The organism is Saprospiraceae bacterium, from assembly GCA_016717265.1.
Taxonomy (GTDB): domain Bacteria; phylum Bacteroidota; class Bacteroidia; order Chitinophagales; family Saprospiraceae; genus Vicinibacter.
Map to the genome: position 1 here is coordinate 2,855,016 of JADKFX010000001.1, position 13,567 is coordinate 2,868,582.

At 33.0% G+C, this 13,567-nt stretch carries 10 protein-coding genes; 4 read left to right on the forward strand and 6 right to left on the reverse strand.

Annotation, left to right across the window (positions count from 1 at the left end):
* Positions 1-28: 28 nt before the first annotated feature.
* A complete protein-coding gene (locus IPO86_11235; GenBank protein MBK9728683.1) occupies positions 29-2,323 on the reverse strand; it encodes a TonB-dependent receptor in 2,295 nt (764 codons plus the stop codon).
* 40 nt (positions 2,324-2,363) lie between these two features.
* On the opposite strand from IPO86_11235, the gene IPO86_11240 reads away from it, so the two are divergent.
* On the forward strand, positions 2,364-3,140 hold the full coding sequence (locus IPO86_11240) for a T9SS type A sorting domain-containing protein (protein ID MBK9728684.1): 777 nt from the start codon (positions 2,364-2,366) through the stop codon (positions 3,138-3,140).
* Positions 3,141-3,280: 140 nt separating this feature from the next.
* Here IPO86_11240 and IPO86_11245 read toward each other — a convergent pair whose 3' ends face one another.
* Entirely contained in the window at positions 3,281-3,772 is a 492-nt protein-coding gene (locus IPO86_11245; protein ID MBK9728685.1) for a hypothetical protein, read from the reverse strand.
* A gap of 188 nt (positions 3,773-3,960) precedes the next feature.
* On the opposite strand from IPO86_11245, the gene mutS reads away from it, so the two are divergent.
* Positions 3,961-6,537, forward strand: a complete 2,577-nt coding sequence (mutS, locus tag IPO86_11250; GenBank protein MBK9728686.1) for a DNA mismatch repair protein MutS — start codon at positions 3,961-3,963, stop codon at positions 6,535-6,537.
* Positions 6,538-6,600: 63 nt separating this feature from the next.
* On the opposite strand, the gene IPO86_11255 is transcribed toward mutS, so the two are convergent.
* The gene (locus IPO86_11255; protein ID MBK9728687.1) at positions 6,601-6,825 is read right to left on the reverse strand and encodes a hypothetical protein; all 225 of its coding nucleotides are present in this window, start codon (positions 6,823-6,825) and stop codon (positions 6,601-6,603) included.
* A gap of 316 nt (positions 6,826-7,141) precedes the next feature.
* Here IPO86_11255 and IPO86_11260 point away from each other — a divergent pair, with 316 nt between their 5' ends.
* Together IPO86_11260 and IPO86_11265 are read left to right on the forward strand one after the other, a co-directional pair.
* Entirely contained in the window at positions 7,142-7,570 is a 429-nt protein-coding gene (locus IPO86_11260; GenBank protein MBK9728688.1) for a DUF1801 domain-containing protein, read from the forward strand.
* Between the two features lie 68 nt (positions 7,571-7,638).
* The gene (locus IPO86_11265; protein ID MBK9728689.1) at positions 7,639-8,271 is read left to right on the forward strand and encodes a methyltransferase domain-containing protein; all 633 of its coding nucleotides are present in this window, start codon (positions 7,639-7,641) and stop codon (positions 8,269-8,271) included.
* Positions 8,272-8,394: 123 nt separating this feature from the next.
* Here IPO86_11265 and IPO86_11270 read toward each other — a convergent pair whose 3' ends face one another.
* From IPO86_11270 to IPO86_11280, 3 genes are all read right to left on the reverse strand, one after another.
* Positions 8,395-11,295 carry a T9SS type A sorting domain-containing protein gene (locus IPO86_11270; GenBank protein MBK9728690.1) on the reverse strand — a complete coding sequence of 967 codons (2,901 nt, stop codon included), beginning with the start codon at positions 11,293-11,295 and terminating at the stop codon, positions 8,395-8,397.
* Between the two features lie 123 nt (positions 11,296-11,418).
* Positions 11,419-12,756, reverse strand: coding sequence for a signal recognition particle protein (gene ffh / locus IPO86_11275; GenBank protein MBK9728691.1), 1,338 nt, complete (start codon positions 12,754-12,756; stop codon positions 11,419-11,421).
* An 84-nt stretch (positions 12,757-12,840) separates the two neighbouring features.
* Positions 12,841-13,515 carry an ATP-binding cassette domain-containing protein gene (locus IPO86_11280; GenBank protein MBK9728692.1) on the reverse strand — a complete coding sequence of 225 codons (675 nt, stop codon included), beginning with the start codon at positions 13,513-13,515 and terminating at the stop codon, positions 12,841-12,843.
* Between the last annotated feature and the right edge of the window lie 52 nt (positions 13,516-13,567).

Sequence of the window (13,567 nt, forward strand, 5' to 3'; positions counted from 1 at the left end):
TTATATTTCAATTAGTTATATAAACTGCTTAATATGAATATGTAGCACGGACACTTAAATTTCTAGGTGCATCCATAATTCCTGGTCGAATTGTGTAGTCTTCATTGAATGCATTTTGCAAGTTTACTTGAAGATCTAATTGTTTAAAATGATAGCCAATTCGCAAATCATAGACTCGATATCCATGGTCATGAACAGCGCGATAATCTTTTATTCCTTTTAAAAACAAACTCAACTCAAACAACCAATCAATTGCCTGGACATGAGATGCATAATTAAAGGAAATACCTCCATATAATTTCTTATAATCAATTTGGAGGTCAAAACGCAATAAATGCTTTGATCGGTATTTTAGTATATTTTCATTAGAGGAAGAATTTGCAGCATTTTGCATTCCTCTGCTAGCAGAATCTCTTTCATTAATTGGTAATAATTTACCAGCAAGATCAAATTCCAGATATTTGGGTTCTATAAATGTATATCCACCACGCGTAGTAAAAACAAAATCGGCTAGCTCTGTTCTCGTTTGAAATTCTAACTCTAAGCCCTTGATATCAGTATCTCCAATATTCTTTGATTGAAATTGCAATTGGTTATTCAAGACAAATTCCATCATATCATAATACCGGGATTGAAAAAATGCAAGATCCAGAAAACCAATTGTTTTACCTATCTTAAATCCTTGTTTAAGCCCAATTTCAACGCCAAATCCATGTTCGGAATGCAAATTCGGATTTGGCATAATACTCAATCCACCTGCTTTGGTGCTTATATACTTTTCTGCAATGGTTGGAAAGCGATAACCTTGTCCAAAAGAAGCTCGAATGAAGGTTGTTTCAAATACCTTATAATTTAATCCAAAACGGAATAAAACAGTATCCTCTGATTGTTTAGCCTGCACTTTCAATCCTCCGGCATATTCTGGTCCTTCAATGCGGTAGGATTCATATCGCAACCCAGCTGTTAAAATCAACCTATTAAAAAATTTCTTTTCAAACTGTAAAAAACCAGCCAGATTATTGTGTATAAAATTGGTATCACTGTATAATTTTGCTTTAGTCCAGGATTGATTCAACAAAACACCTCCAATAATTTGAATCCCAATTGCTTGAATATTCTTAGATAATTGATATTCAGTATATAAATTTTCACTTTGATTTGATTGATTATTATCGGCTCCATTATAAACATGATAGAATCTGGAGCGCAAGGAATGATGATAATCTAATTTACTAACATATTTAACAGTAGGGTCTATAGTAAACCTAAACTTTTTGCTACTACTGCTTGAACCAGCATCCCCTTCAAACAAACCCTTATCTTTCCAATAAAAAAAACTGCTACTCTCCCCTTTATTAAAATTGAGTCCAACACTTAGCGTTAAGCGATCTTGTAGCCGTTTGCGAATTAATCCGTGAACTCTAATCGTATTTTGATCGTGATTCTTGTTGTAACCCACTTTTGTAGTGAATGCTGCACTTGTTGAAACATCCCAAGATTTCATTTTTTGACGATGGACAAAGCTCACAAATCCTTCATATGGAAAATCTAATTCTTGATTTTTTCCCCACCATTCATTCCCATTTTCTGGTCTTAGAAAAATACGAGGCATTATAGTTATTGCTGTATATGGTTCTGAAGCTGGATAATTTGATCTAAAGTGTATAATACCATTCATTGCAGAACTTCCATAAACAGCAGATGATGCACCCTTCACGATTTCAATTTGCCCGATATTTTCAAGTGGTAAATCATCCCAATTAGGAAATCCAGCATCAGATTGCAATGCCGGTAAATCATCCATTAATAATAAAACCCGGCTACCAGCCCCATAACTATAGCCACTTCCTCCACGTATATTTGCTTGACCATCAATAATTTGAACACCAGGTACCCGATCCAAAATCTGTGAGACATTGTTTGAGTTCAGTTTAGAAGAAAGTTCAGATTTGATCACACTCATCGACACGGAAGATTCGGAAATTGGTTTCTCAAAGCGGGAAGACGTAATCACCGTGGTGTTTAAAAGATAACTCGTCTCATCTAAAAATATAATAAATTCAATACCTGAAGTTATATCCAAATTAAGATCCTGATAACCAACCATTTTCACTTTTAGGGTAGAAATGCTTTCATCAAGTTCCAATTTAAATTTACCTAGCTCATCTGTAACGGTACCAATGTTACCAACCCCAACCAATGCCCCGGTTAAAAAATCCTTGGATTTCCGATCCTGTACTGATCCGTGGATAAGCTTCTTTTGTCCAGATAATGAAAGCATAGAAAATAAAAGAAGCCAAATGCAAAAAAAATGCTTTGTCATAATTTAGTCATAACTTGCGTGTCAACTTAACACGCCAAATATGAATTATTTCTTTTATACTTTAGTTTATTTATTTACTTTTTTCAACTTACAGGCACAAAATTGTCTGCCAGACAGTACATTTCGCGATTCTTCTGCTGGGGTATATCCAAAACCTATTTCCCCAACAAATCCAAATGGTGGTATAAAAAAGAAAGCTTGTATCAATAAACCCTTTGAATTTATTTTTACTGTAGTAGTGCCGGATAGTGTTACTGTTCCAATATATCCTACTCCTATAGCTTTAGAAAAAGTAGCTATTGATACGATCAATGCAATTTCAAATTTACCTAAAGGAATAACTTATAAATGTAACCCTCCAAACTGTGTTTATAATAAAAACACATTTGGTTGTCTAATTCTAAGCGGCATCGCAACGGCTGATAATATTCCAGGAGATTTCAAACCTATAATTAAATTAATACTTACCATCAATCTCGGTTTTCCCGTTCCTTACGCTACTGAATACCCAGGAGCTGCATTCCCTGGTGAGTATATTTTAACACTGCAATCGGAAGTAGATTGCGCCTCTGCAACAAATCAGGATCTTCGCAAGACAAATTATTGGTATCCTAATCCTGGAAAAGGCATACTTTATGCTGAATCAAAAGATGTCCATTCTATTAAAATTTACGATTTGCAAGGCATCTGCATATTTAGTACGAATAAAATGCTTGACAAATTAGACCTAACAGCACTAAACAAAACTGGTTTATATTATATTCAATGGATTGAAAACAATCAGATTCTAAATCAAAAATTATTATTAGTGCCTTAAATTTACATGTAAATTTAATTTTACAGAGCTTAAGATTCAGTTTCAAATTTAAAACTTAATGCAAGCCCGAATATATACAGAATGCACTGTTTTTATCATTAAAATTGTTGAGTTGCAATTTTAATCATTTCATAATCACATCATTCTTCTTCTTCTTCTTCTATATCATTATAAAAGATCGGATCAATCATTGGCAAACCTATAAATATACATTCTTCCTTACTCACCGCTAACATTCTTAAAATACCTCCGGATGCACGCGCGATTTGTTCAGCATACGCAATATAAGATGTATACAGTTGATTTGAAGTTCGCATATTCAATTTTAAAAAAACATCATTAAGTCCTGCCAATTTAGAACTTAAAATACGACTTCTATTGTCTGCATCTTTTGGAAGCTCTTCAATCATTTTGTCAAAGAGCATACTAAATTGTTCATCCACTTCTTTATATAAAGGTTTTAAGTCAAATTGATTGCTATAACTTCTAATCTTTACAATCTTTTCTGCCCATTGCCTTTCTTTTAAATCAATGTCATTGTCAGCACCTGCAATTAAAATTGCTATCATAGGCACTGCATCAATTAATAGTTGGTATTCTTCCGGTTTTAAATCTTTAAATGCTTTTAGCATAGTGATCTGTTTTTGTATTGAAACAATTAAGGACGTTACAAAACTATAATAATTTTCATTTCTTATTAAATTAATTTAAGTCCATAATGGGATTAGAATTTTTCTACATTATGCGCTTATATTTGCGGAAAACCTAAAACTTGAAAGGAGAAGCCCTTTTATTCGAAATCAATACGATGACTCCTTTAATGGAACAATATTATTCCATGAAGGCAAAACATCCGGATGCCATATTATTATATCGTGTAGGAGACTTTTATGAAACTTTTAGTGAAGATGCAGTTAAAACATCTAAAATTCTTGGTATTGTTCTAACTAAACGCAATAATGGTGGCACAGATATAGAATTAGCAGGTTTTCCATATCATTCACTAGATGCCTACTTACCTAAATTAGTTAGAGCGGGTTACAGGGTTGCGATATGTGAGCAACTTGAAAAACCTATGAAGGGTAAAAAAATTGTAAAGCGCGGCATTACCGAAGTGATTACACCGGGTGTAACCTATGATGATAAATTATTAGACCATCGTAAAAATAATTTCCTCGCATCTATATATATTACAAATGATTTAATAGGAATAGCATTTGCAGATGTTTCAACAGGCGAATTTTATTTATCGCAAGGGAAACCAGATTATATTGAGAAATTATTGCAAAGCTTTGAACCTGCTGAAATTATTTTATCAAGAGGCAAGACAACTACGTTTGAATCTACATTCGGGGATCAATTTTATATCTACCCATTGGAAGAATGGATCTTTCAATTAGAATACAGTCGCGAAAAATTATTACGTCATTTTAAAGTTAGCAGCTTAAAAGGATTTGGCGTTGAAGAATTATTGTATGGGCAAACCGCAGCAGGAGCTATCATCCATTATTTGGAAAGTACCGAAACAAAAAATCCAGATCATTTATCACAATTATCCAGACTTGCAAGTGATGAAATAGTATGGATGGATCGATTTACGATTAAAAATCTAGAATTAGTGGATCCAATTCATCCAGAAGGTAAAAGCCTTTTACAAATTTTGGACAAAACGCTAACTCCAATGGGTTCTAGGTTGATGCGAAAATGGTTGGTAATGCCGCTACTAGATTTAAATAAAATTCAAAATCGACTCGGCATGGTTGAATCCCTATTCAATCAAGAACAATTAACCGATGATTTAAATCAAATTCTTAATCATTTTGGTGACCTCGAACGATTAGTTTCAAAAATACCCTTGCGTCGCATTACGCCAAGGGAAATCAATCATATCCTTCGGAGCCTTAAAAAGTTAAGTCCTTTAAAAGTTCTTTTAGTTAAGCAAAACCATCCCGGTCTTTTACGACTTACAGAAAAGATTCAAGAATGTGTTAGTTTGGTGGATCTAATTTCTAAACAATTAGACTCTGAAGCTCCAAATCAAATTAACAAAGGCGGGATATTCATTCCGGGATTCTCCGTGGAGTTAGATGAACTTAAATTTATCTTAAATAATAGTAAAGATTTACTGCTCGATATTCAAAAGAAGGAAATTATTACCACCGGCATTACAAATTTAAAAATAGGCTACAATTCTGTCTTTGGTTATTTCTTAGAGGTTACAAATAAATTCAAAAATCAAGGTTTAGTACCCGAGCATTGGATTCGAAAACAAACAATGTCAAATGGTGAACGATATGTCACTGATGAATTAAAAAAACTGGAAGTCAAAATTCTTGGAGCAGAAGAACGTATTATCCAAATTGAGGAAGAACTTTTTGAGAAACTCGTTGATCAATTACAAGAATATCTTCTCCCATTGCAACTAAACGCGCAGGTAATTGCAGAAATTGATGTTTTATTTTCATTTTCTAAAACAGCTAGAAGCAATCGTTATTGCAAGCCTCAAGTAGATGATAGTATGGTTTTAGATATTAAAGAGGCTAGACATCCGGTAATTGAAATGCAATTACCGACTGGAGATTCATACATTCCAAATGATATATACCTTGATTCGGATTCACAACAAATATTAATGATCACCGGACCCAATATGAGTGGTAAATCTGCAATTTTAAGACAAACCGCGCTCATTAGTTTGATGGCTCAAATTGGTTCCTTTGTTCCCGCTAAAGAAGCCAAGTTAGGATATATCGATCGCATATTCACAAGAGTAGGTGCTAGTGATAATATTTCATCCGGCGAATCTACATTTATGGTTGAAATGAATGAAACGTCTTCAATACTTAATAATTTATCAAACCGATCCTTAATTTTATTAGATGAAATTGGGCGTGGAACCAGTACTTATGATGGAATTTCATTAGCGTGGGCCATTGCAGAATATATTCATGAAATACCCGACCGTAAAGCAAAAACATTATTTGCTACACATTATCATGAATTAAATGAGTTAAGTAATTATTTATTGCGAATTAAAAATTTTCATGTTTCTACTCAGGAGATAAATAAGTCTGTTTTATTTCTTCGCAAATTAGTTCCAGGAGGCAGTGAACATTCATTTGGAATACATGTAGCTCAAATGGCTGGAATGCCAATTGAAGTATTACAGCGCGCTGAAGAAATATTAGCAGACCTAGAAGAAAAAAGAGCAGGATCTATAAATACAAATCAAATTTCTGACCAAACCAAAAAATTGCAAATCCGGATTATAGATTCAAAAGAACTCGAAGATAAAAAACTTTTAGATGATATTAAAAGAATGGATATTCAAACAATGACTCCCATAGAATGCATGATGAAATTACTTGAACTAAAAAAGAGAATTGAAAATAATTAATACACTAAATCTTGTTTTACATGCGAATAATAAAATATAAATAAAATGATAAGTTTCTTAAACCTAAGCCGGCAACAAATCTTCAAAAAGCAGATGAAGTTGTCTTCTTGTTTTTTGATCATTTATTTTAAGATAATCACAAACTAACTTTGAAATATCAAATCCACCAATTCGGATAGCATCCAAAATAAGGGATTGCAAATAACTCGTTTGGCTATCGGTAAGTTGAAACGGGTATACTATAAAGATTGCCTCCAGAAATAATTCAAAACTAATTTCTTTCTTCATTTAAGCCTGCAAAATAAGAGAAATACACATAATTCTATAATCCGGACACAAAATCTGGTATAATTATACATAAACTGCTTGATGAATAAAGCTTCCGTAGCTATCATTAGATTTTACTTAGGAACTAACAAATAGATCGACCTACAATTTGAATAATATTCATAATAGAAATTTGGTAAAACAATCATTATCAAACTTATCTTTATAACTAGTTTTTTGATAACCACAAGACTTATACAATCCTTAATAAACAAATTAAACATACTATCCCGTAGCTTATAATGCCGACCTTTTTTAAAAGAAAACATTCTATCCTATGAAAAAACTTCCAAGTCTGACTTCTGGTATATCCGAACCTGAAAAGGTAAATGAATTTATGAGCAAATTGAATTATCCATTAATTGATGTTGTACGACATTTGCGTACAAGCATCCTAAATATAGACAAAGAAATAGGTGAAGGAATTGCTTGGAATGCTCCTACATTTTTTTATACAGGTTTTATGCCCCCATTTAACCCAAAAGATTACAAAAGGTATCTTGTTGGAATCAATATATTTAAGCAAGACTATGTAAGACTTATCTTTTTACGAGGAGCATTCGTTGAGGATCCTTCCCAATTACTTGAAGGGAGTTATGCAGATGGACGAAGGCTCGCACTTTTCAAAAATGTTGAAGAAGTTAAAAACAAAGAAGAAGATTTGAAAAATATTATTCTCCATTTATTACATTCCATTGGAAATTAAGAAGTCATGAATAAACTTATCGGACACCCGCTACCTAATATTTCAGAATTATTAACTATGCACTTTTAATGGATAAGTCAAAAATTGCAGTAGCTATTTTCAACAAATTAGCAAAAATGTATCAAGATAAATTTATGAATGTAGATTTATATTCAGAATCGTTTGACTTATTTTGCAACGCTATTCAAAAGGAAAATGCTACTATTTTAGAAATTGCTTGTGGACCTGGAAATATCACTAAATATTTATTAAACAAAAGGCCAGACTTTAATATTCTAGGTATTGATTTGGCACCTCAAATGATAGAATTGGCAAAAATCAACAATCCAACAGCAAATTTTTTATTAATGGATTGTAGGCAAATTGAAAGTATTACATCAAGATTTGATGGCATTATGTGTGGATTTTGTCTTCCTTATCTTACTCTTGAAGAGACTCATAATCTAATAAACAATGTTTCCAATTTGTTAAACTTGGGTGGCATCCTCTACTTGAGCACTATGGAAGGCGATTACAATTTATCAGGCTTCAAAAAAGGAAGTACTGGTGACGAAATTTTTATGCATTTTTACCAAGCCAAAGACTTGCGTAAAATCTTAATTTCAAATGCATTTGAAATTTTAAAACTTCAACATCAAATGTACCCGACAGACACTGAACAAGATACAATGGACTTAGTTATTATTGCTAAAAAAATATAAACCAACCAAGAAATCCAAATTCTAAGTCGCTTGCGTTACTACAAAAAAATCTATTATCTAATTTTAAAAGTTCAAATAATCCAGTAATAACTCGATTAAATTTAATCGAATAAGTACAATGCGTTATTCAACAATCCATTTGAGCACTTCTTTTTTATGCTCTGTACGCAATACTATAAAGTAAATTCCTTTGCTGAAGTCAGAAACATCAACCAATTCGATAATTGATTTTGCACTATACTGTTTAGACCAAAGTTCTTTACCAAATATATTTACTAAACTCAAATTAAATAGTTTGGAACGATCCAAATCAACATAAATGGAACCTTTTGAGCTCACAGGATTTGGACGCAATTCAAACTGTTTAACGAAATCGATTTCATTATTTAAGGTCAACTCTTTCACTATAAATGGACCTAATACTTTTATACAAGAATTTGCATCTGTCAATGAACAAGTATAGTCTCCAGGTGCAAGATTTATAGCTGGATTTGTTAATTGTCCGTTAGACCATAAATAAGTGTATTGAGGAATTCCTCCTTCTACATCAAGCGAAATACTACCGTTATCTGCACCTGCATTACTTCCTGTTATTTGTTGATTTTTTAAACTTATCTCGAGAGGTTGCGTGATTGTAAAGGATTTTACAATTTTAGTACCTTGTTGATCTATAATTTGCACTGAATAATTTCCAATACTGAGATCAGAAATTTCATTTGATTGTTGCTGTGTATTCCAGATATACTGATATGGTGGCACTCCACCTTGAACATTAATTTTTATCTTACCATTACTACCTCCAAAGCAACTCACATTATGAATATCCCAGGAAGCTAAATTCAAGGCGGCAGATATTCCAACTAGAATTTTATTGCACTTTATATGTTCGCCACAATCATTATTAATGGTTAAGCAAATTTCATATTCACCATCTGAAGTATAACTATGAGTTGGATTTTTAAGACTGCTTATTGATCCATCTCCAAAGCTCCAATTCCATTTTGTTGGTATCCCTTTCGATTGATCTGTTAATTGAATATTTAAACCATTTACGGATTGTTCAAATGCAGCTTCTGGTACGGTTTGTTCGAAAACTATAACGGTCGCAAATGCTTTACAAAAATTCTGTGTATTTTCAACTTGAAACTCATAATCTCCGCCTTTATTTACGATCGGCATTAAAGTATTCGCCCCAGTAACAATATTACCATTCGCACTGGTCCATAAATATTTAAAATTTGCTCCTTTGGATGATGCGGAACCATCGATAATTACTTCGGTATTTATACAACTTACATCTTTCTCAGGATTCGCAATTGCTTCGGGCACCAATTGATCTTTTTTAATTTCAATCGTATCTTTAGATACACATAAATTAATGGTATCCTTTACATGTAAAATATACTTAGCATCTACATTAACCAAAATTGATTTCCCTTGAATTAAGAAACTGGTATCATTCTGTTTTTTCCAATAAAATTTAGTTTGCAAATCCTTACTTGTACCTTTTAATTCTGTTTCTAAAAATACGCAATTTAATGTAGTATCATTACTACTTTGGATATTTGGAAATACCCTTTTATCTAAAACCACAACAGAATCGACATCAAAGCATTTGTTACCAGCGTCTGTCACTTTTAAAAAATATTTTCCAGGCAAATTAACATCAGGCAAAAGTGTTTCCTGACCTTTCACAATATTTCCTTCTTTTGTTGTCCATAGATAAATAAAAGCACCACCTTGGCTAGATTGACTTCCATCAAGATTTATTATTTCCTTTTTACAATCCAATGGTTTATCTGTTCCTGCATGAACGTCTGGTTTATGTGTAGCATCAACATAGGTAGTGCTCGTTTCTTCACATCCATTAGCATCTGTAACGGTAACAGTATATGATTTTTCACCTTTTAAATCTGAAAAATAAGGACTTGTTTGTTGTCCAAAACCAAGGTCATAATCATATGGGAAAATGCCTCCATTTGCTTTAGCTTGAATAAAACCATTAATTTCATCGCATGTTTCTTTACCAGGAACAGTGGAAAGTGTTAAATCAGAAGGTTGATTTAATGTATATGATTTTACTTTGGTACAACCTGCATTATCCGTAACTGTAACTGTATATGTTCCTGCTTTCAAATTATCAGGAGCATCTGTGGTATTGCCATTTGACCAATTAAAATTGTAAGGGGGAGTACCGTAATTTACATCGATAAAAATACTACCTGTAGGTTCATTAAAACATTTTACATGGATCAATTGAGAACTTACGATATCAACACGTTTTGTTGGTCCATCAATAGTAAATGGTCCAAATTCTTTAAAATATGTATTTACATCAGTTATGGTAACAGAATAGGTACCACCTGGCAAATTATTGAGATCTTTAGAAGTCATGCCATTACTCCATTTATAACTTAGCGTACTAAAACCTCCAGTAACATTCAAAACAATTTTACCATTATCACCACAAGTTGAGTTTGTTAAATTTGCAGTTGCAGCTAATTTAAAACTTTTAGTAATCCAATTAGCATAGTTTTGATATGTTCTAGTTCCAATTTCCCAGCTTCTTTTATCTGGTGAAATAACATATAAAGTAGGGTAATAATTTATATTATAATCATTATTAACACTCGCCCCGTTGCTGCCAGAAAGATCTGCAATCTGATAAGGAATCCCAGCCACCCAATTACCTTGCGTTGAGCTATTACACCCACTAGGACCATAAAGACAATTTGTATTCGTATTCCAATCTGATTCCAACATAACCACGGTCGTTTCATTACCAAGGTTATTATAAACACTTTCTAATACCCCGCTGGTATGAAAGGCCCAACAAGGTGAGCACCAGGTTGCTGAAAAATCAAGACAAGCAGATTTATTGGATCCCATCATAGCATAAAGGCTATAAGTGTTTCCGTTAATATCTTCCACTGAAAAATCTGGGGCTATAGAACCATTTGTAAGTTGTCCGAAGATTTTAAAAGAAAGAAAAATAAAAAAAACGAAAAGTAGACGTCTGGCCATATTTAATATTTTAATGTAAATATAGCGAAATATGAATATATGCAGAATTAAAATTAACTTGAGATAATCGGATAATTGAAAACTTAAAACACTAAAAAACCGGAAATTCTAAACGAAAAAATTTTATCTTCTCAGATTCTTCATTTGGTTCATCATTTGGCCCATTCCCTGTCCTTTGGAAAACATAAACATCATTTTGCGCATTTCCTCAAATTGCTTTATAAAAGCATTGATTTCATGAACCGTTTTGCCACATCCGGTTGCAATTCTATTCTTACGAGACATATTGAGAATATCAGGATTCGCTCGTTCTTGTGGTGTCATCGACTGAATAATTGCTTCCACTTTACTAAACGCCTTCTCATCAATATTTACATCTTTCATCATCTTTCCAGCCCCGGGTATCATACCCAGTAAGCTTTTAAGATCACCCATCTTTTTGATTTGTTGCAATTGCTGTTGAAAGTCATTAAAGTCGAACTTATTTTGTTTAATCTTCTTTTCGATCTTTTTTGCCTCTGTTTCATCAAATTGTTCCTGAGCTCTTTCTACTAAACTCACAATATCCCCCATTCCAAGAATCCTTTGGGCCATACGATCTGGATAAAAAATATCTAGAGCGTCCATTTTTTCACCCATAGAGACAAACTTAATGGGCTTTCCAACGGTATATTTTATTGAAAGTGCTGCACCTCCTCTTGTATCTCCATCTAATTTAGTTAGAACGACACCATCAAAATTAATCCTTGAATTAAATGCTTGAGCTGTATTAACCGCGTCCTGACCGGTCATAGAATCTACCACAAATAAAGTTTCAGAAGGCTGAACCGTAATTTTAATACGCTCAATTTCTTCCATCATCTCTTCGTCCACTGATGTCCGTCCAGCGGTATCTATAATCACTACATCAAGTTTATGGGTTCTGGCATACTCAATAGCATTCTTGGCGATCACTACTGGATCTTTCACTTCAGGCTCCTTGTATATTTCCACTCCAACCTGTTCAGATAAAACAGTTAATTGATCGATAGCTGCTGGTCTATATACATCACAAGCAGTTAAAAGTACTTTCTTATTCTTCTTCGTTTTTAAGAAAAGCGATAGTTTACCGGAAAAGGTTGTTTTACCAGATCCTTGTAAACCAGCAATTAAAATAACAGCAGGATTTCCATTTAAATTTAAACCTTCTGCCTGGCCGCCCATGAGTTCTACAAGCTCGTCCATAACTATTTTAACCATCAGTTCACCTGGCTTAACAGATTTTAAGATGTTCTTAGATCCTAATGCTTGTTCTTTGATCTTATCTGTAAATTCTTTAGCAATTTTGTAATTTACATCTGCTTCAACCAGTGCTCGTCTAATTTCTTTAATAGATTCAGCCACATTAAGTTCTGTTATCCTAGACTCCCCTCTTATGGTTTTTAGCGCTAATTCAAGACGTTCATTTAAGCTATCAAACATGTATATTAATTTAAAATGCAAAGATATCCTTGAACTTGAAACTACCCCAATAAATTCAAAGACAGTTAATTCCTAAGTCGTTTTTTAAGATCCTACAATAAACTGCCCATTATTCATTCTTAAGGATTTACAAGTTGTAATTTCTGGTGCTATGCCAAATAAGCTTGTTGACAAAATCGTCATTCTTTCCGTTTGTCTCAATTGTTGAATGAGCTCAATAACCATATTTCTTCTCGTTACATCTAAAGCGTCAAGACTTTGATCCATCAATAATAATTTAGGCTTATTTATAAGTGCTCTAGCAATTGAAACCAGCACCTGATCACTATTAGACATATGTTCAATTTCAGTTTTCACTAAATGCTTTAGTTCCAGTTTCTCTAAAAGATTTGAAATTAATTCATCCTGAGTTTGATCAAATACCTTATCAGAAGCATCTAAAGCCATTAAAAGATTGGCTCGTAAGGTTTTATTTAACAAAAGCCGGTTTTTTTGGCTGGCATAGCCAATTTTACGTCGAATTTCCAATTTATCGCTCTTATTTAATGGAATTAATGAATAATCCAAAACCAATAATTGACCCGAGCAATGCATTGGATTCCCGTAAATTGAATCTAAAAGAGTTGATTTTCCTGCGCTATTTGATGCCTGAATTTCGACCCAATCGCCTTCCTGCAGGGTCCAATTTAAACTAGAAATAATATACTCATCGTTATATCCTAAGTTTAAATTAATAGCTTGTATTACGTGTTTTGACATAGTCTTGTATTCAAATCCAAAAATAGATCATTGATAACAGAACCAGAACTTT